Origin of the sequence: Mesorhizobium sp. LSHC420B00 (assembly GCF_000503055.1) — a bacterium.
Taxonomy (GTDB): domain Bacteria; phylum Pseudomonadota; class Alphaproteobacteria; order Rhizobiales; family Rhizobiaceae; genus Mesorhizobium.
This window is the reverse complement of sequence record NZ_AYVY01000009.1, coordinates 214,849-232,593: the sequence shown is the minus strand read 5'-3', so window position 1 is coordinate 232,593 and position 17,745 is coordinate 214,849. Positions and strand designations below refer to the sequence as shown.

Below are 17,745 nucleotides of genomic sequence, written 5' to 3'. Positions count from 1 at the left end.
GATGCTGGCTTTACGCCGCGGCGGCGACGCGCTCGGCGCTTCCGGTTGCAGCCACAATGGCGTCGACCTTGGTCGAGGCCTTGGCCAGCGCTGCTGCTACCGCATCGGCGCCCATGCCGACTCCTTCGATGCGGATGACCTCCACATCGGTCATGCCGAGAAAGCCGAGCACGCTGCGCAGGTAGGGAATGGCATGATCGAACTGCACGGCTGCACCTTCGGAATAGATGCCGCCCGAGGCCAGCACGATATAGACTTTCTTGCCGGTGACGAGGCCTTTCGGGCCAGCATCGCCATAAGCAAAGGTTTTGCCGGAGCGGGCGACGTGGTCGACCCAGGATTTCAGCGTCGACGAGATGTTGAAGTTGATGAAGCCAGTGGCGAGAATGACGGTGTCGGCCGCAAACAGCTCGTCCAGTACAGTATCGGAAACGCCGACGACCTCAGCCTGGCGCTGGGTGCGCGCTTCGGCCGGCGTATAGATGCCGGTCGAATAGTCGGGGTCGATATGCGGCAGCGGGTTGGCGACGAGGTCGCGGGCGACAAGCTTGGCCGAAGGATCGGCGGCAAGCAGTTTGTCGGCGAGTTCGTTGGCGACGCGGGTCGAGTGCGAGGCGGCGCCGCGTGGGCTGGATGTGACAAGAAGGATGGACATGGTGACTCTCCAGGGTTGGATTAAAATCTCCCGGCAAATATGTGTGCGCAGACCCATTTGAAAAACTGGTATATTTTGTATATGATCCATCTAAATTGTGGATTGAAAGATGCAGCCCAACCCGACGCTTGACCAACTGCAGATCCTGGTTGCGGTGGCCGACACCGGTTCCTTCTCGGCTGCCGGCCGTAAGCTCAACCGCGCGCAGTCGGTCATCAGCTACGCCATTGCCAACCTCGAAGCGCAGCTTGGGCTGAAGCTGTTTGAGCGTGAGGGCACGCGTGAGCCGCAACTGACCGATGTCGGCAAGGCGACGCTGGAAGATGCGCGGCGCATGGTCGGCGTGCTGCAACGCATCCGCTCGCGTATCGACGGATATCGGCAGGGATTGGAGGCGGAAGTTGCGCTGTCGGTCGACGTGACGCTACCGTCGCCGGTGCTGGTTCGGGTGCTAAAGGCATTCGAGGTGCAGTTTCCGGCCGTGACACTGCGTCTGCATATCGGCTCGCTTGGCCTTATCCTCGATCATGTTGTCCGCGGACAGGCCGATCTCGGCATCGGAGGGCTTCTGGGCGAGGCGGACGTGAATCTGCTGCGCATCGGTTTCTTCTCCCTGGTGCCGGCCGCAGCGCCTGATCACCCGCTGGCGCTGCTGCCCAGACCAGTGGCGCTGGAGGATGTCCGCGAACACATCCAACTGGTCGTCTCGGACCAGTCCGAGCGTACGCGCGGGCGCGACTATGGCGTCTTCGCCTACCGCACTTGGCGGCTGACGGATGTGCGCACCAAGCACGTGCTGATGCGCGAGGGGCTGGGCTGGGGCGGGCTGCCGCGATGGCTGATTGCCGATGATCTGGCGAACGGCCGGCTCGTCGAACTCGATCTCGAGCCTTACAGCGAAGTCCGCTCGCCGCTTTATGCCATGCACCGCGCCGATCGCAGCCCGAAACCGGCGGCCGCCTGGCTGATCGATCAGTTCAAGCGCCAGCTTGGTTGTTTCAACGAATTCGAGCCGGGTGAGGTGCCTAAGGAGGAGCCGGAGACAGACCGTCGATCAGCGCGATGAGAACGGCGCGATAGTCCTCGATCGATGCTCCAGCTTCAATGGCGAGCGCTGCGCGGTCGAAGGCAGCGGCGAGCAAAGCGGTCAGAGCTTCCACAGGCAATCTCGTCATAGAGTGCGAGCGCATCGCGGCAACAAGGCCCTCACGCAGCGAACGGTTGCCATGGCGATTGTCGATCGCATCCATGGCGGCGCGGCCGAGCACGGCGGGGCCATCAAGCAGCAAGAGCCGAGTTCGGCCGGGGGCGCGCATGGCAGCCAGATAGGCATCCGAGCCGGCAATCAGCGCATCGCGGGCAAATAGCGAAGGCGGCGACGCGCGTTCGATCTCTTCCGCCACGGCTTGCGCCTCCTGTTCGACCACAGCGGCAAACAGCGCCTGCTTGTCTGCAAAGTGATGATAAAGCGCGCCGCGCGTTACGCCGGCAGCGGCGACGATCTCGGGTGTGCTGGTCTCGGCATAGGATTTTTCGGTGAACAGTTTTCGCGCCGCGGCGATGAGCTCGGCGCGTGTCGCTTCGGTGCGATCACGGTTGGAGCGGCGAGCGGATCGCTGTTGCATACATTCAGCCTGTATGTTAGTTACATTTACATGCAGATTGTATGTTGTTCGCCGGGAGAAGGAAAGATGAGGACGACGAGCTATTATCCGGTGCTGATGACGGGCGATGTTGCCGGCACTGCAGCCTTTTATGTCGCGCATTTCGGCTTCAAGCCGCTGTTCGAGGCCGACTGGTACATCCATCTGCGCTCAGCCGAAGATCGCCGCGTCAACCTCGGCATCGTCCAGGGCGATCATGAGACGATCCCGGAGGAGGGGCGGGGCCGCGCGTCTGGCGTGCTGATCAATTTCGAGGTCAGGGACCCGGATGCCGTCTATGAGTGGATCACCGCCGCCGGCCTGCCGATCCTGCTAACGCTGCGCGACGAACCCTTCGGCCAGCGCCATTTCATCACCAAGGATCCCAACGGCGTGCTGATCGACGTGATCAGGCCGATCCCGCCGAGCCCGGAATTCCTGGCGCAATATGCGCAGGGTGCTGCAGCGAGCTAGCTTGCCCTCGCCAACGGCATCACCGTGACCTGGGCAATGCCGGAGCGGCGCACCACCGTGCACAGTGTCTCGCGGCCGATGCGCTCGGCGTCGAGCATGCGCACAAGATCGTCGACGCCGGTGACCGGGCGGCCGTCGATGGCGGCAATAATGTCGCCTTCCCTGAGGCCGGCCTTGTCCGCCGGGCTGTTCTTCTCGACGCTGCGCAGGCGCACCGCCGTGCTGCTCGACACTTGCGACAAGAGTGCTGCGCGGCGCGGCAGGTTGGTGGTGTCGGCGGAAACGCCGATGAAGGCGCGGCGCACGCGGCCGAAGCGGATGATCTCCGAGATGACGAAATTGGCGGTGTTGGAGGCAACCGCGAACGCGATGCCTTGCGCTCCGTGGATCATCGCGGTGTTGACGCCGATCACCTCGCCGGCCGAGGACACCAGCGGTCCGCCGGAATTGCCGGGGTTGAGCGCGGCGTCAGTCTGGATGACGTCGTCGATCAGCCGGCCGGTGGAGGCACGCATCGAGCGGCCGAGCGCCGAGACGACGCCGGTGGTGACGGTCCATTCGAAGCCGAGCGGGTTGCCGATGGCAATTGCAATCTGGCCGCGCCTCAAACGCTTGGAATCGCCAAGCGGCGCAACGTCGGCAAAGTTGCCGTCGGCGCGCACCAGCGCAATGTCGGTGTCGGGGTCGCGGCCGAGCACGCGGCCTTCCCTGGAGGCGCCGTCCGGCATCGACACGCGCACACTGCGCGCATCGCCGACGACGTGGAAGTTGGTGACGACCAGCCCGTCCGGCGCGATGACGAAGCCTGAGCCATGGCCGCCCGGGCCACCGACACGCTCGATGCGGCAGACGGCGGGCCCGATGCGGTCGACGGCATCGGCGACCGTCGCCGAATAGGCATCGAGAAGGGCATCGTCATATTGCAATTGCTGGGCGGGCAGGGCCATCTGCGGGGCTCCGTAGCTTTTGGAACAAGATGAACAATGCCTATATGTGCGGAGCGGCCGGACCGGCCGCGACCTGACCAGATGGCCAGTCAAACGCCCAACTAGCCGTCAGGCGAGTATCCGCCAACGCCCTGCCGGGCGATATCTGGGTCACGAGGAACCCAGGAGACAAGTCATGAGCGATTTCAATCTGAGCACATTTTCCGACGCCATTGCCGACATCGCCGCAGCCGCGGCTCCAGCGACGGCCAGCTTCGCGACGCACCACCACCGCACGTCTACCGCTTTCCACTGGCAGGACGGCTATTTCGTCACTGCCGAGGAGGCGGTCGAGGCCGGCGAGGAGATCGAGCTGACGTTTCCTTCGGGCGAAACCGTCAAGGCCGAGCTGGTCGGCCGCGACCCGTCCACCGGCACGGCCGTTTTGAAACCCACCGGCGCACCAAGCGTGCCGTCCCTGGTGAAGGCGGATGCAGTGCGGCCGGGCAATCTGGCGATCGTCGCGGGCAATAGCGACGGCACCTCGCTCGCTACCTTCGGCACGGTCGGCGAGGTCGGCCCGGCCTGGCGTTCAATGCGCGGCGGCACGATCGACCGGCGCATCAACCTTGCCGTCAATGCCGGCGGCCGTTTCGAGGGCGGCCCTGTGCTCGACGCCAAGGGCGGACTGATCGGCATGCTGCTGTTCGGGCCACGCCGGCGGGCGCTGGTCATGCCTTACGAAACGATCGAGCGGGCAGTCACGACGCTGCGCGAGAAGGGTCATGTGGCGAGGGGCTATCTTGGTGCCGGCCTGCATCCGGTCCGCAATGGTGATACACAGGGCGCCATGGTGATGAGCCTTGACGATAGCGGCCCGGCGAAAGCCGCCGGTCTCAGTCTCGGCGACATCATCGTATCGTGGAACGCAGAGACGGTGCATGGCCCGCGCGAGCTGATCCGCAAGCTCGGGCCGGACAGCGCCGGTGCCTTGGTGACACTCGGCGTGGTGCGCGGCGGCGAGAACCGTGAGGTCTCACTGACCATCGGTGAAAAACCACTGAGCTGAGGGATAGATGGTAAGCGGTGAGGTCGCTGGCAGACGGCTGACGGTGCTGATCGTGCTCCGTGACGTCGAGCGCGCGCGAAGTCTGTCCGCGGCTCTCGCTGCGACCGATGACCTGCAGCCTTTTCTGGCGGGCGAAGTCGACGGGCGTTGGGCGGCGGATGTCGCCATCGTCGATGATCATGGGGTGCAAGGCGGGCTCGTCGACGCCGCTATGCCTCGAGTGCTGCTATCGTCGCGAGCGGCCGGGGAGCGGCCGGCCGATACAGTGTTTGCCGTGCTGCCGGTGGCAGCGGACGACGTGCTGATCGCCGCTGCGGCGCGGCTGGCGGCGGCTGGCTACCGGATTTCGCGTGACAGCCACGCTCTGTCAGACGGGCACGATTTTACCTTTCATGACAGCGACCGGTTCGACGAGGAACCGAGTAACGAGCAAATCGTCCGGCCGACGCTTTCGCCGCGCGAAAGCGAGGTGCTGGCACTGCTCGCCGAAGGCGCGCCCAACAAGGTCATCGCGCGGCGGCTGAACATCTCCGTGCATACGGCGAAATTCCACGTCGCAGCGATCCTGACGAAGCTCGGTGCCGCCAACCGCACCGATGCGATCGCCATCGCCATGCGGCAGGGCCTGGTGCTGGTCTAGCCGTGGATCAAACAGCCGGTTCGATGTCGGTCAGCCGGAAATCGTCACCCTTGAACAGCAACGGCATGGCTTCGATACGTGCCGCAGCATAGGCAATGCAGTCGCCGAAGTTGAGGGCGGCCGGATGCCGGCCCTTGCCATAGCGCAGGAACGCCTGACGAGCGACCGCGGCGTGGTCGGCCGTGAAGGGGATCGTCTCGATCGAGGCGGTGCGCAAAAAAGTTTCGAAGCGATCGATAATCTGGTCCTGCCAGCGGCCGACGAGCACCATTGTCGTTTCAAGCAGTGTCGGTGCCGGAAGCAAACGTCTTTCAGCCTGGGTGATCGCCAAAACGAAGCGGTCGTAGCCCGGCTCCGTGCGTAAAATGGCGACCAGCGCCGAGGAATCGATGATCATCGCGTCGGGATACCCAGTTCGTCATAACCGAGAATTTCATCGTCGCTCATCGCGTCTTTGCGCTCCGGTATTCGTGCAGCTCGTTCCGCAATCGCCATCAGACGTTGAAAAAGGTCACCGGTCTCGTCGCGCGGCACAAGCCGCTCGCGCGCAACCTCGCGCTCGAGGCTTTGACGGATGGCCTCCGTCACCGATACCTGGCGCCGGCGGGCGAGCTCACGTGCCAGTTGCTCGACCGCCATATTCTTGATCGATAAGGCCATTTATATATTCTCCCTTTTCGTATAGAATATATACCAACTTGCCCGACAGATTCAACGCGCGCTCCCGCGAAATCCACGACCCTCCGTAGCGTCACACCACCGCTGCGGGTTAAGGGCGCTTGTATCCGCCGGCGGTGCAGGCAAGGATCGCAAGGAGAAAAGATGGTAGAAAAGAGAGTAGCACAGGGAGGGGCGAGGATGTCGCTCAAGGGAAAGACGCTGTTCATGTCTGGCGGGTCACGCGGCATCGGGCTGGCGATTGCGCTGCGCGCCGCGCGCGACGGCGCCAATGTGACGATCGCGGCCAAGACCGCCGAGCCGCATCCGAAGCTGCCGGGGACGATCTACACAGCGGCGCAAGAGATCGAGCGGGCCGGCGGCAAGGCGCTGCCGGCGCTGTGCGACATCCGCGATGAAGCGCAGGTCGCCGAAGCCATCGCCAAGACCGTGGAGACGTTCGGCGGCATCGATATCTGCATCAACAATGCCAGCGCCATCCAACTCACCGGCACGCTGGAGACCGACATGAAACGCTACGACCTGATGCACCAGATCAACACGCGCGGTACTTTTCTCGTCTCCAAAATGTGCATTCCACACTTGAGGTTGGCGGAAAATCCTCACATTTTGAATCTGGCGCCGCCGCTCGACATGAAGGCCAAGTGGTTCAAGAACCATGTCGCCTACACGATGGCGAAGTTCGGCATGTCGATGTGCACGCTGGGCATGAGCGCCGAGTTCGCCAGGGATGGCATTGCGGTCAATTCGCTCTGGCCGATCTCGACCATCGACACGGCGGCGGTGCGCAACCTCCTGGGCGGGGCGACGGTGGCGGCGATGAGCCGTTCGCCCGACATCATGGCCGATGCCGCACACGCCATCCTGGTCAGGCCGTCGCGCGGGGCAACCGGTAATTTCTACATCGACGAAGAAGTGCTGCGCGCCGAAGGCGTCAGCGATTTCTCAGCCTATGCGCCGGGCGCGACAGGCCCGCTCGCCGGCGACTTTTTTGTGCCGGACGAGGTGTTCGAGCGGACTGATACCAAAATCAAAGGTATTTACTGACGGAAAGCATCTAGCTGACAGGCGTATCTCTTAAAGACCGGCACAGACGCGTGCTCAGCCTTCGGCTTTCTTGGCTTTGCCAAGACCCATCAGCCGGTCGATATAGGCAAGCATCAGTGCCGACAGAACGAAGGCCAGATGAATGATGGTCAGCCACATCAGCTGGTCGGTCGTGTAGGAGACCGAGTTCAGGAAAACCTGCAAGAGGTGGATCGAGGAGATGGCGACGATTGTCGAGGCGACCTTGACCTTCAGCGAGCCGACATCGATCGTGCCCAGCCAATGCACCTTGCCGTCATTTTCATCGAAGCGGCTTACGAAGTTTTCGTAGCCCGAGATGATCACCATCACCACCAGTGAGGCGACCAGCGCGGCGTCGATGAGGCCGAGGATCTTCAGGATGGTATCGGTGTCGTCGAGCGTGAAGGCCACGGAGACGAACTCGAACAGCTTCTTGCCGAAGGACACGGCATAGATGGCAAGCGCCGCGCCCAGTCCGAGATAGAAGACGACCAGCAGCCAGCGCGAGGCGAGAATGATCGATTCGATGGCGAGTTCGAGGCGCTTCATGCGGCGATTCCGGGCTCCGTTGTCGGAGTGCCGTATTTCGGGCAGGCTGCGGCGGTTTGCAAGGTTCTAAAAAACGAAACCCCGCCGGGGAGGGGAACCGGCGGGGCTCGTGTGTCCCGCTGGAGTCGGGACGGGGCAGGGACGCCCTTTCCAAAATTTGGGATTGGTGACCTCGCGTTTCAAGATTGGTGACCGCGCGATTCAATGGTTGATCGGATCGCGCGGTTCACATTCCGCTTATTGGGCGCTGGCCACCGGCGCCACCAGCGAGGTGATGCGGCGGATGGCGACGCGGCGGTTCTCACGGTTGGGTCCCGACGTGTCTACCTTGAGATACTCCTCGCCATAGCCCTGTGTCGTCAGGTTCTCCGGCGGGATGCCGAAGGCATTGGTCAAGGCTTCGGCGACTGCCTCGGCGCGGCGGTCGGACAATGCAAGGTTCGCTTCCGGCTTGCCGACTGCATCCGTGTGGCCTTCGATCAGGAAGGTCTCGGCCGGGTTTTTCTTCAGCAGCTTGTCCATGGCGTTGGCAACACCCTCCAGCTTCTGGACCTCGGTGTCGGAAATCGAAGCCGAACCGAATTCGAAGTTGAGCGTATCGAGGTCGATGCGGCGGGCAATGTCGCGCACGCGGGCCGAGCGTTTGACCTCGTCGATCGAATAGAGGCGCTGGACCTTCTCCACCGGCGGTCGTTCGAGGAAGGTGTAGTAGTCGTCCGGATCCTCGACCTCTTCGGAATCCAGAATGTATTCCTCTTGCGGGATGGTAAGGCGCATCGGCGGCAGGTCGTCGCCCGGGTCGCGCCAGTCTGCATCATCGTCATAGTTCCGCTCGTCGACATAGCTCAGCACATATTCGCGTCCGTCAGGCGCGATGCGTGAACGCTGGATCACGTCGCCGTAGCGGTTGCGGATGGTGACGATCCGGAAACCGTTGTCACGCTCCACGATTTCCCGGGTGCGATCGCCCGACAGGTCCTCATAATAGACATTCCTGGCGCCGCGGTGCATACGCGGGGCGTCGCTGCTTTCGACGAACGTCTGGTTGTTGAACTGGAGGATGACGCGGTCGCCGAATTCCCTGAGGACATTGGTGCCTTGCGGGCGCCGACGACGACGAACATCCTCGAAATCGGCTGAGCGCTCGACGCGCTTGCCTTTTTCCTCGGTCACGGGAGCGATCTTTTCAGGTTTGATCTCCTGCTGCGCTGCCCGGTCGTCGGTCGGGGGCGGCCCCTGGTCGACCGGAGCCGGTTTCGAGACTTCCGCCTGGTTGCCGTTCTCCTCGACGGGCTGGTTGCCTTCCTGACCACCCGTTTTGCCGCCATTTTGGCGACCCGCGTTTTGGCCGCCTTGGTCCTTGCCGTGCCTGCGCCTGACATCCTTCTGACTGTCCAGTATGGGCGCCTCGTTCGGGTTGGCCGCGGCTTCGCCCGAAGCAGGGGGCCCACCCTCGGCGGGTGCTGCCTGTTCGCCGGTGGCGGGTTGCTCACCGGTTGCGGGCTGCTGTTCGCCTGTCACCGGCTCTTCCCCAACGGGCTTCTTGCCGCGTTTCTTCGCCTGGTCCTGGGGCTGTTCGGCTTGAGCAGGAGCGGCTTGCTTGTCGGTTGGAAGTGGCTCGGCCTGTGGGAGAGCCGGCGCCGCCTGCTGGTCCTGCTTATTCTTCCTCTTGCGCGGATTGCCCTGCTCGTTGTCGTTTGCAGGGGCAACCTGCTCGGCCGGCTGTTCAGCAGGTGCGGCTTCCTGCTGTTGCTGGTCGCGCTTCTTCCTGCGCGGCTTGAGCTGCTGCTGATCGTCGCTCGCGGGCGCAGCTTGCTCGGCCGGCTGTTCAGCAGGTGCGGCTTCCCGCTGTTGCTGGTCGCGCTTCTTCCTGCGCGGCTTGATCTGCTGATCGTCATTCACGGGTGCAGCCTGCTCGGCCGGCTGTTCGGCTTCGATCTGCTGTTGCTGCCTCTTTTTCCTGCGTTGATTGCCCTGCTCCTCTCCGCCCGAGGGCGCGAGTTGTTCGGCGGGCGCGGATTCGGTCTGTTGCTGCTCGCGCTTGTTCCGGCGCGGCTTTTGCTCGGACTCGCCCGATTGTTCGGCGGGTGCTTCGGTTCGCTCCTGCCGTTCGCGCCTCTTGCCGGGCTTCTGTTCCGGCTCCGCCTGCCCGCCTTGGGCACAGGCTTCGGCCGACTCGCCTTCGGCGCAATTCGACTGCGCCGGGATAAGCACTGCGCTGTTCCGAGCGGGGCCGAATGCGGCGCTGCCTTGCAGCGGGAACGCGCCTAACGGCGCGGACGCCATCAACAGGCCAAGCGCCGTGCCTGCCAGAATCCGTGGTTGGCGTTTCATCATAAACACTCCTTGTGGCGTCCCATCCCTGCCCAAACTTTCAGCAACCATGTTTGGTTCCTGTTTGTAGGTCTTAGCGGTGGCACAGGGCGATTGACCGGCGTTTTGAAGGCGACTTCATGTCATTCGTATGGTCTTGGCGTATGGTCCCGGCGTATTGTTCGGACGAGGGTGCATGGGTTGCTGCGCTTGACCTTGACGCCTCCGAGGTCCACATGCCGACGATGGAAAAGCCGTTCTGGAAAACCAAGACGCTGGAGGCGATGACCCCGGCCGAGTGGGAATCGCTCTGCGACGGCTGTGGCAAATGCTGCCTGTCCAAACTCGAAGACGAGGACACCGGAGATATCTACTGGACCAGCGTCGGCTGCCGGCTGTTCGACGCTGGAAGCTGCCGCTGCTCCGATTATACCAACCGGCTGGCGCGTGTTCCGGATTGCGTCGGGCTGACGCCGCAGAATGTGCGCACCATCAGCTGGCTGCCCAAGACCTGCGCTTACCGGTTGGTTGCCGAGGGCCGCGATCTCTATTGGTGGCACAGGCTGGTGTCGGGAAGCGACGAGACTGTGCACGAGGCCGGCATCTCGATGCGCGGCCGGGTCAGCGCCAGCGAGACGGAGCTTGCCGAGCCGGAGGATTATTTCGACCATATGCTTGCAGACGAGCCTTAGGATTTACTCCGGAATCTAGGACCCAGAACCGACAGCAAAACGGACGTTGCCTATCCGCCCATGCCGGTCCACCCTATGTAGGACCGCCGTCCATAGCACCGGTTCCGGAAGCGAGAGACTATCCCGGTTCTGCCGCATGAACCGGAGATGAACGGCCGGTTCGCAAAAAATTCAGACAGGCGGGTGCATTCTCCTCCCATCGGTTCGACGAAAACGGGTGGAAACCCTCAAACAAGGAGAGAAGACAATGTTCAACACCATCAAGACGGCGGCTCTTTCGGCTCTTGTCGGCCTTGGCACGCTTGCTGCCATCCCAGCCCATGCAGACAGTATCTATCTCGGCTTCGGCAACAACCAAGATCCGCGCGTCGGCGTCTATACCGGCGACGAAGATGATGGTTACTATCGCGAACACCGCCGTGAGCGCAACTGGCGCCGCTCCTGTTCGCCCGAGCGTGCCCTCGACAAGGCCGAACGTATGGGCCTGCGCCGCGCCCGCATCGTCGACATCAACCGCCGCACGGTCAAGGTCGCTGGCCGCCAGTACGGCGACCGCGTGGTGATCGTATTCGCCAACGAGCGCGGTTGTCCGATTATCTATCGCTAAGCCCGTCGAAGCTTTGCGGCCGGCGTCTTTCAGCCGGTAAAGTAGCGGAGCCTCTTTCCGCCAGGACGGAAAGGTGCGGCTCGAAAACCCCGGAGGATCGGTCCTCCGGGGTTTTTTATGCGCTGCGATCGACGATCACTTCAGTTCGAAAGTCACCGTCACCTGCGCGGTATAGGAATTCTCGCCGGCCTGCACGGGGACCGATGCGCCGGCCGCATCGAAAGCCTTGGCGTTGATTGGCATCGGCGGTGGTGCGAAATTCTGGTCGGTGATTTCCAGAACCCGGCCGATGCCGACGCCGGCCGCTTCGGCCAGCGTCTTGGCCTTGGCCATGGCATTGGCGACGGCCTTCTTGCGCGCTTCAGTGACGGCTGCCGCCGGATCGTCGTTGGAGAAGGAGATGCCGCCGCCCTGGTTGACGCCGAGCGACACCGCCTTGTCGAGAATGTCGCCGGTCTTGTCGATGTCGCGGATGCGCACCGAAAGCGTGTTGGTCACCTGATAGGCGACAAGTTCGGCCTCCTGGCTGCCGTCGGGCTTGTTGGTGTAGTTATAGCGCGGGTTGATCTGGATGCCCGCGGTCTGCAGGTCGCGCTCCTTGATGCCGGACGATTTCATTGCCGCGATCACCGCGGCCATGGCGTCGTTATTGGCATCGAGCGCGGCACGCGCCGTCTTGGCCTCGCGCATGACGCTGAGCGTCAGCAGAGCCAGATCGGGTGCTATCGCCGCCTCGCCTTCGCCGGTGACGACGATGCGCGGCGGCGGCGGCGAATCGGCGGCGCCGGCGATCGCCGGAAATGCGATTGCGGCGGCAATCGCCAGTGGCAAAATACGTCTGGTCATGAAATCTCCTCGATCTGCGATCCCAAGACTGCCGAGTGTCGAGCGGCTCCACTGGGGGACGTGCAATAGGTTATCAATATGGGCTGATTTGGGCGGTCTCGGCCAGCCCCCTCGGAAAGCCGCTCTGAAAGCCTTGTGCGGTTCAGGGAAAAACACTAATCCAACGCCGTGGGGCCTGTAGCTCAATGGTTAGAGCCGGCGGCTCATAACCGCTTGGTTGGGGGTTCGAGTCCCTCCGGGCCCACCATTGGCTTTTGTGGCCGTTGATTTAATTGGATTTTTTGGCCATTTTTGTCCCACCTCTTTCAACCCCCTCAGAAAGTGGGACAATTTTGTTCTCTTTTCGATCGATAACCAGCAGGTATTTCGCCGCTCTCGCTACCTTCCGGCGACGCGCTTTCTTGATGTAGTGGTCGGGCTGCTGGTACGTAGTCCACCCATATATCGCCTTCAGCTGCTCGTGCGTCGCGCCGTTCTCAGCGGCGATCGTCGCGCCGGCCTTCCGAATTCCATGAGCACTGCAGTGCGGCAGCTCAGCTTGATCACACCACTGGCGCATCTTGTTGCCCAGACCGTTCTCCGAGAACGGGCGACCATACTCATTGACCAGGAAGGTCATCTGGTCGGAAGGCGTGTGCTCAAGTTCCGCCTCTAGTTCGGGCAGAAGCGGGAGCTCCACCAACACCGCATCCTTGTTACGACTGGTCTTCCCAGGCTTAATTCTGATCCACTTCTCCCACTGCTCGGTCTCCTCGTTGTAGACGAGCGTGATGTGCTGTCGACCGAAGATCGCGACGTCGGACAACCGCAGGCCAGTAAACATGAAGATCGAGAGCGCACGTCTGGCTGCGGTACCCAGCGGATGCCGCTTCTCATATTGAACGATCTCCGACACGTCCCATGGGTGCCAGCCGTCGCCGCTCTTTAGCCGTCTGATGCCGCGGGCGGGATTGGAGTCGACGCCCGGAATCTCTGTGTCCTTTGCCCACTCAAACATCGCGCTGATGGCTTTTACGATATTGTTTGCCGCGCCCAGGGCGTCGAGCCTGGTGTCCCTGATCTCCTTAACATGAGACCGTTTCATACCGGCGAATGGCAGAGATCCCTTGGTGGGATACTGAGGATCCGGGTCACCTTCGAGGGGATGAGGTAATTCGCATACGCGCTCCAGAATTGCTCGTCGGCGCGCCATAGTGTCTTGGGTGATTTCCGTGCCGCCCCGACGGTAATACTCCTGGCAAAGCCACACTAACGTGCCTTTCTTCGCTGGCTCGGAAGGCTTGGGGAGGCGCCGGCAAATCTCGGGAAGAGTGCCGGGCCGAACATAAGAGACCTCGGCGCGTGCGCAGCGCAGTTCCTCGAGGAACTCGTCGCTGCCGGTCGGTTCACGGAGCCGGACCTTCTTCCGACCCGGTGCGCGAAAATAGTACCGATCATTGCCGTGGCGATCAGTGTCCTTCACTACGCCCTTAAGATCGATTTTCACGGGCTCATCCGTCATGTTCGTGGTTTTCGATCCCAAGGATTGTCTAGTGGCGGCGAATCTTCGTCAAGCTTTGGTGCTCCTCCGATTTGGCGGTGAGGGAGCTTTCGAAAGGCCAATACAAGTTCCTCGACGTCCCAAACAATGCGCCCCTTGCTCGGCATTCGTGGCTGCGGCATCCGGCCGTCCTGGACCATTTCATCAAAGGTCGTTGAGCTTACGCCGATGAACGTCGCAGCCTGCTCGCGATTGATTCCTACCGGCGGGAGCGAGGGCGGCAAGACGCTCGGGGTGCGTAGCATCGGTTTAGCGCGTTGAAAGCGCGTTTTTGACGCCTGCCTGTCTTCCTATGTACCTGTCCGAATATTGCAGACGCTCAATCATGTCCTGGCCCTGTGCTTGCAGGCTCACCCTAGGTCTCCAGACCTAGGATCGCTCAAGACACCGGACTCTTTTCCAGCCTTTGTGTACGATGATGGGTATCTTAATGCGCTCGAGGCCAAGAACTGAATGGTCGGCGACTTGGAAGGGCAAAATGACCGCGGAACCACGAATCTGAGTCAGAGGCGGAATCCAACTGAGGAAAGCATGGCTGTGTTTTCAGACGGTTATGACTCTCATGCATGCGTAACAACCAACAAGAATACAAACAAAATATTTCTGTGGATTACTTTCATTCCTCATGGAATGCGCGACTGATTTGGTCCGACAGCGGCTTCACAAAATAAGAAAGCGCCGTACGCTCGCCCGTCTGGATCATCGCTTCGGCCGGCATGCCGGGCACGAGCGTCAGGTCCTTGAGCTTCGTCAGTTCCGCATGCGGAACCGACAGACGCACCAGGTAATACGAAACGCCGTTTTTTTCGTCCGTCGCCAGATCGGCTGCGATCCGGCTGACATATCCGTTCAATACCGGCGTGGTCCTCAGATTGAAGGCTGACATCCGCAGCACGGCCTTGTGACCAAGCTGGATTTGGTCGATGTCCTTCGGGGTGATTCGTGCTTCAAGCGCAAGATCGTCGCCTTCCGGCACGATTAGCATAATCGGATCGGCGGGCGTGATCACTCCTCCGACCGTATGAACTGCGAGTTGTTGAATGGCGCCTGACTGCGGCGCGACAATATCGATCCGTCGCAGTTCCTGTTCAGCCGCCATCTTGCGCTCAACATACTCCCCAACCTGCGCCTGAACCTCTCTGAGCTCCTGGCCGACTTCCGTCTTGAAATCCGGATCGATCTGCAGGATCTGGAGGCGCGTTTCGGCTATGCGGGCTGCCGTCTGTGCCTGATGTGCAATCTTCTCACCGCGTTCGCCGCCGAAAGTGGCAACCTGCGTCTTCAGGCTGTTCAAGCGTTGGTCCGAGACAATGCCTTGGTCGCGCAGCCCACTCAGGGCAGCAATTTCCTTTTGGAGAATCTCGGTGCTTTTCTCAGAAGCGATTTCCTGCGCCTTGAGCCCCTCGATCTCGTGCTCATATTGAGTGATGCGTTCCGCTAGCTGCGCCTGCCTTCCGTCGCGGGATTGTCTGCGGAATTCGAACAGCCGCGTCTCGCCATGTACTGCCGAAGCTACGTCCGGAACATCTCTGCGGGCGAGCAGCCAGTCCGGGAAGGCGATCTCCGCCAGATCGTCACGCTCAGCTTCGAGTCGTGCCAGGTTGGCGGCCAGCTCATCGAGCCGCTTGGTGACTACAGCGAGAGTGGCGCGCGTCTGGGTGGCGTCGAGCCGCATGAGGATGTCGCCGGCTTTTACTTTATCACCTTCGCTCACCAGGATTTCTCCCACCACCCCGCCGGTCGGGTGCTGCACCTTCTTCACATAGGAATCGACGACAAAGTGTCCGGACGCGACAACCGCACCGGAGAGATTCGTGAAGGCCGCCCAGGCTCCGGCTCCTCCAACAAAGATCACGCTCGCCAGAAGGCCCGCCACCAGGTGCCGGCGAATGGAGCTGGAAACGTCATTATTCTGATGAATGCCGGCCACCGGGATCCTCCATGTCAGCGCGCTCTCCCACGTTATCCTGTGTAGACTCGATGGCCTTGACGCCAGCGCCTGGTGCCATCGCTGCCCTCTTCAAGACTTTGGAAAGCGCTTCATCACGCGCACCGAATGCTCGCTGCCGTCCACCTTCCATGACCAACACAAAATCCACGGCGCGCATGGCGCTCGGCCGATGGGCGACGACAACCGCAATGCCCTTGCGCCCGCGCACGGAGGCGATCGCCTTGACGACCGCAGCCTCACCTTCCGCATCGAGATTGGCATTGGGTTCATCCAGCACAACAAGGAAAGGGTCTCGATAAAGAGCACGGGCAAGACCGATACGCTGGCGCTGCCCGGCGGAAAGTGCCGATCCGGCCTCACCAATCGGAGTTTCGTAGCCGTGCTCAAATCGGAGGATCAGTTCGTGCGTGCCCGCTGCTTTCGCCGCGGTGACAATAGCCTCAGGGTCAGGATTATCTTCAAAACGAGCGATGTTTTCGGCAATGGTGCCGTCGAACAGTTCAACACCTTGCGGCAAATAGCCGATATGACGGCCTAGCGCTTCCGGGTCCCATTGATCGAGGCTTGCGCTGTCGATGCGAACCTTTCCGGCGACCGGCGTCCATGCGCCGACGATGGCGCGCGAGAGTGTCGACTTGCCCGAACCCGATGCACCGATGATCCCGAGTGCGCTTCCCGCCTGAACGGCAAACGCAAGGCCGGTCACGGTCGGCTTCCTTTCGCCGGGCGGAACGATTGTCACGCCTTCGACGCGGAGTTCGCGTTCAGGTGCAGGCATTGGCATAACAGGAGCGGTTTCAGGAACCTTTCCCAGGAGGTCCTCCAGCCGCGCCCAACCCTGGCGCGCCATGAGGAAGGGTTTCCAGCTTGAAATGGCCAGATCGACCGGAGCCAGCGCACGCCCCATCATGATCGAACTGGCAATCATGACCCCGGCCGTAGCCTCCTGCCTGATGACAAGGTACGCGCCGACGGCAAGAATGGCCGATTGCAGCAGCACGCGCAACGACTTTGCAATGCCACCCAGCCCACCTGCCACGTCCCCAGCTTTCCGGTTGGCGGCCAGATACTCGGCATTGGCCTTGTGCCATCGGGCAGCGATCCGCTTTGCGAGACCGAGAGCTTGCACGACCTCGGCATTGCGGCGCGCTGCTTCCAGTAGACCATTGCGTACCATGTTGTGGTCAATGGTATCGCGTATCGGCCGTTGCGAGAGAGTGTTGGTAAGAAGTGTCAGAGATGTGAGACCGATCGCCCCGATAAGTGCCGTCATGCCGATCCAGAAATGAAGGAGGAAGCAAATGGCAAGATAAAGCAGCATCCATGGCAGATCGAAGAACGCTGTCGGACCGTTTCCACCTAAGAATCCGCGAATATTGTCGAGGTCGCGAAGCGGCTGCAAGCCGTCGCCCGGCATGCGCGTTAAAAGCGGAAGGCGAACGATCGCATCGTGAACGCGTCCGGAAAACTGTTCATCGAAACGCTCGCCAATCCGCAGCAGCACGCGGGCGCGCAAAACGTCGAGCAGGCATTGGAACGCATAAAGCCCTGCAGCAAGCACGACGAGCCCCACTAGCGTCGATACGCTGCCACTTGCCAGAACGCGGTCGTAGACCTGAAGCATGAACAGCGGCGAGATCAGCGCAAGCACGTTGACCACGCCGCTGATCAACAGAATTCCCCAAATAGCGGAAGTCAGAGGGAAAGGTCTCAAAGCTGAATCCTTCAAGGAATGGTTACTCACGTAGGTCTCCGTGAGGATCTGGCGACCCAGCTCCCTATATTGCTCCCCGAGCGGCAACCGACTCGCTGATTCAGGATCAGTGCTCCCGCCGAATATGTTTGGCTTGGCATCTAATGGAGCGGGTCAACAACAACACCGTCCGGCTGAAGGCTTGGAAGGGCAACGTCATCGTGGCCGGCCGCAAGGGCCCGAACAGGCTTCCGCCTCCACGCGTTCAGGGAGATTTCGGTGTACGACCAGCGCGACGTGCAGGGCTTCGTCAAGCTGTACACGCTGCGACTGCTCCCGGGCGCCCCGGCCCATCGCAAGTAGCGGAAACGGAAGCGCCCGCCCCCGGGGGGCGGGGCGCT

Annotated in this window: 19 protein-coding genes and 1 tRNA gene; 9 read left to right on the top strand and 11 right to left on the bottom strand. The window is 61.7% G+C overall.

Annotated features, from left to right (window positions below):
- Positions 1–10: 10 nt before the first annotated feature.
- Entirely contained in the window at positions 11–655 is a 645-nt protein-coding gene (locus X760_RS55225; protein ID WP_023719333.1) for an FMN-dependent NADH-azoreductase, read from the bottom strand.
- A 109-nt stretch (positions 656–764) separates the two neighbouring features.
- On the opposite strand from X760_RS55225, the gene X760_RS55220 reads away from it, so the two are divergent.
- The gene (locus tag X760_RS55220; protein WP_023719332.1) at positions 765–1,721 is read left to right on the top strand and encodes a LysR family transcriptional regulator; all 957 of its coding nucleotides are present in this window, start codon (positions 765–767) and stop codon (positions 1,719–1,721) included.
- Here X760_RS55220 and X760_RS55215 read toward each other — a convergent pair.
- On the bottom strand, positions 1,681–2,280 hold the full coding sequence (locus X760_RS55215) for a TetR/AcrR family transcriptional regulator (protein WP_023719331.1): 600 nt from the start codon (positions 2,278–2,280) through the stop codon (positions 1,681–1,683). The two genes, X760_RS55220 and X760_RS55215, sit on opposite strands and share 41 nt — an antisense overlap.
- Before the next feature lie 66 nt (positions 2,281–2,346).
- On the opposite strand from X760_RS55215, the gene X760_RS55210 reads away from it, so the two are divergent.
- Positions 2,347–2,772: a VOC family protein gene (locus X760_RS55210; protein WP_023719330.1), complete on the top strand. Its 426-nt coding sequence runs from the start codon at positions 2,347–2,349 to the stop codon at positions 2,770–2,772.
- Here X760_RS55210 and X760_RS55205 read toward each other — a convergent pair.
- Positions 2,769–3,719, bottom strand: a complete 951-nt coding sequence (locus X760_RS55205) for a trypsin-like peptidase domain-containing protein (protein WP_023719329.1) — start codon at positions 3,717–3,719, stop codon at positions 2,769–2,771. The two genes, X760_RS55210 and X760_RS55205, sit on opposite strands and share 4 nt — an antisense overlap.
- Positions 3,720–3,894: 175 nt before the next feature.
- Here X760_RS55205 and X760_RS55200 point away from each other — a divergent pair, with 175 nt between their 5' ends.
- Both X760_RS55200 and X760_RS55195 read left to right on the top strand, forming a co-directional pair.
- Positions 3,895–4,767, top strand: a complete 873-nt coding sequence (locus X760_RS55200) for a S1C family serine protease (protein WP_023719328.1) — start codon at positions 3,895–3,897, stop codon at positions 4,765–4,767.
- A gap of 7 nt (positions 4,768–4,774) precedes the next feature.
- Entirely contained in the window at positions 4,775–5,407 is a 633-nt protein-coding gene (locus X760_RS55195; protein ID WP_023719327.1) for a helix-turn-helix transcriptional regulator, read from the top strand.
- 7 nt (positions 5,408–5,414) lie between these two features.
- On the opposite strand, the gene X760_RS55190 is transcribed toward X760_RS55195, so the two are convergent.
- On the bottom strand, positions 5,415–5,804 hold the full coding sequence (locus tag X760_RS55190; protein ID WP_023719326.1) for a type II toxin-antitoxin system VapC family toxin: 390 nt from the start codon (positions 5,802–5,804) through the stop codon (positions 5,415–5,417).
- A complete protein-coding gene (locus X760_RS55185; RefSeq protein WP_023719325.1) occupies positions 5,801–6,067 on the bottom strand; it encodes a type II toxin-antitoxin system VapB family antitoxin in 267 nt (88 codons plus the stop codon). The genes X760_RS55190 and X760_RS55185 overlap by 4 nt, the downstream gene beginning before the upstream one ends.
- Before the next feature lie 198 nt (positions 6,068–6,265).
- On the opposite strand from X760_RS55185, the gene X760_RS55180 reads away from it, so the two are divergent.
- Complete coding sequence (locus tag X760_RS55180; RefSeq protein WP_023719324.1) at positions 6,266–7,132, top strand: NAD(P)-dependent oxidoreductase; 867 nt, start codon at positions 6,266–6,268, stop codon at positions 7,130–7,132.
- A gap of 54 nt (positions 7,133–7,186) precedes the next feature.
- Here the strand turns inward: X760_RS55180 and X760_RS55175 are convergent, their stop codons facing one another.
- Positions 7,187–7,702, bottom strand: coding sequence for a TIGR00645 family protein (locus X760_RS55175; protein WP_023719323.1), 516 nt, complete (start codon positions 7,700–7,702; stop codon positions 7,187–7,189).
- 237 nt (positions 7,703–7,939) lie between these two features.
- Positions 7,940–9,223, bottom strand: a complete 1,284-nt coding sequence (locus X760_RS79100; RefSeq protein ID WP_348633220.1) for an OmpA family protein — start codon at positions 9,221–9,223, stop codon at positions 7,940–7,942.
- Between X760_RS79100 and X760_RS79095 the strand changes: the two genes are divergently transcribed.
- The 3 genes from X760_RS79095 to X760_RS55160 all read left to right on the top strand — a co-directional run bounded on the left by X760_RS79095 (position 9,188) and on the right by X760_RS55160 (position 11,314).
- Positions 9,188–9,973 carry a hypothetical protein gene (locus X760_RS79095; RefSeq protein WP_348633219.1) on the top strand — a complete coding sequence of 262 codons (786 nt, stop codon included), beginning with the start codon at positions 9,188–9,190 and terminating at the stop codon, positions 9,971–9,973. The genes X760_RS79100 and X760_RS79095 overlap by 36 nt on opposite strands.
- 287 nt (positions 9,974–10,260) lie before the next feature.
- A complete protein-coding gene (locus X760_RS55165; RefSeq protein ID WP_023719321.1) occupies positions 10,261–10,707 on the top strand; it encodes a YcgN family cysteine cluster protein in 447 nt (148 codons plus the stop codon).
- 247 nt (positions 10,708–10,954) lie between these two features.
- Positions 10,955–11,314, top strand: a complete 360-nt coding sequence (locus X760_RS55160; RefSeq protein WP_023719320.1) for a hypothetical protein — start codon at positions 10,955–10,957, stop codon at positions 11,312–11,314.
- A 135-nt stretch (positions 11,315–11,449) separates the two neighbouring features.
- Here X760_RS55160 and X760_RS55155 read toward each other — a convergent pair whose 3' ends face one another.
- The gene (locus tag X760_RS55155; RefSeq protein WP_023719319.1) at positions 11,450–12,160 is read right to left on the bottom strand and encodes an SIMPL domain-containing protein; all 711 of its coding nucleotides are present in this window, start codon (positions 12,158–12,160) and stop codon (positions 11,450–11,452) included.
- Positions 12,161–12,331: 171 nt separating this feature from the next.
- Here X760_RS55155 and X760_RS55150 point away from each other — a divergent pair.
- Positions 12,332–12,407, top strand: a tRNA-Ile gene (locus X760_RS55150).
- A 21-nt stretch (positions 12,408–12,428) separates the two neighbouring features.
- Here the strand turns inward: X760_RS55150 and X760_RS55145 are convergent.
- From X760_RS55145 to X760_RS55135, 3 genes are all read right to left on the bottom strand, one after another.
- The gene (locus tag X760_RS55145; protein ID WP_245278594.1) at positions 12,429–13,646 is read right to left on the bottom strand and encodes a tyrosine-type recombinase/integrase; all 1,218 of its coding nucleotides are present in this window, start codon (positions 13,644–13,646) and stop codon (positions 12,429–12,431) included.
- Between the two features lie 670 nt (positions 13,647–14,316).
- Complete coding sequence (locus tag X760_RS55140; RefSeq protein WP_023719317.1) at positions 14,317–15,630, bottom strand: HlyD family type I secretion periplasmic adaptor subunit; 1,314 nt, start codon at positions 15,628–15,630, stop codon at positions 14,317–14,319.
- Entirely contained in the window at positions 15,608–17,380 is a 1,773-nt protein-coding gene (locus X760_RS55135; RefSeq protein ID WP_245278601.1) for a type I secretion system permease/ATPase, read from the bottom strand. The genes X760_RS55140 and X760_RS55135 overlap by 23 nt, the downstream gene beginning before the upstream one ends.
- Positions 17,381–17,745 lie beyond the last annotated feature (365 nt).

Bases quoted from the DNA above. Each gene is read 5' to 3' on its own strand.
- X760_RS55155 (WP_023719319.1), bottom strand. From the start codon at position 12,160: ATGACCAGACGTATTTTGCCACTGGCGATTGCCGCCGCAATCGCATTT.
- X760_RS55160 (WP_023719320.1), top strand. From the start codon at position 10,955: ATGTTCAACACCATCAAGACGGCGGCTCTTTCGGCTCTTGTCGGCCTT.
- X760_RS55200 (WP_023719328.1), top strand. From the start codon at position 3,895: ATGAGCGATTTCAATCTGAGCACATTTTCCGACGCCATTGCCGACATC.
- X760_RS55215 (WP_023719331.1), bottom strand. From the start codon at position 2,280: ATGCAACAGCGATCCGCTCGCCGCTCCAACCGTGATCGCACCGAAGCG.
- X760_RS55220 (WP_023719332.1), top strand. From the start codon at position 765: ATGCAGCCCAACCCGACGCTTGACCAACTGCAGATCCTGGTTGCGGTG.
- X760_RS55185 (WP_023719325.1), bottom strand. From the start codon at position 6,067: ATGGCCTTATCGATCAAGAATATGGCGGTCGAGCAACTGGCACGTGAG.
- X760_RS55210 (WP_023719330.1), top strand. From the start codon at position 2,347: ATGAGGACGACGAGCTATTATCCGGTGCTGATGACGGGCGATGTTGCC.
- X760_RS55195 (WP_023719327.1), top strand. From the start codon at position 4,775: ATGGTAAGCGGTGAGGTCGCTGGCAGACGGCTGACGGTGCTGATCGTG.
- X760_RS55205 (WP_023719329.1), bottom strand. From the start codon at position 3,719: ATGGCCCTGCCCGCCCAGCAATTGCAATATGACGATGCCCTTCTCGAT.
- X760_RS55175 (WP_023719323.1), bottom strand. From the start codon at position 7,702: ATGAAGCGCCTCGAACTCGCCATCGAATCGATCATTCTCGCCTCGCGC.
- X760_RS55225 (WP_023719333.1), bottom strand. From the start codon at position 655: ATGTCCATCCTTCTTGTCACATCCAGCCCACGCGGCGCCGCCTCGCAC.
- X760_RS55180 (WP_023719324.1), top strand. From the start codon at position 6,266: ATGTCGCTCAAGGGAAAGACGCTGTTCATGTCTGGCGGGTCACGCGGC.
- X760_RS55190 (WP_023719326.1), bottom strand. From the start codon at position 5,804: ATGATCATCGATTCCTCGGCGCTGGTCGCCATTTTACGCACGGAGCCG.
- X760_RS55165 (WP_023719321.1), top strand. From the start codon at position 10,261: ATGGAAAAGCCGTTCTGGAAAACCAAGACGCTGGAGGCGATGACCCCG.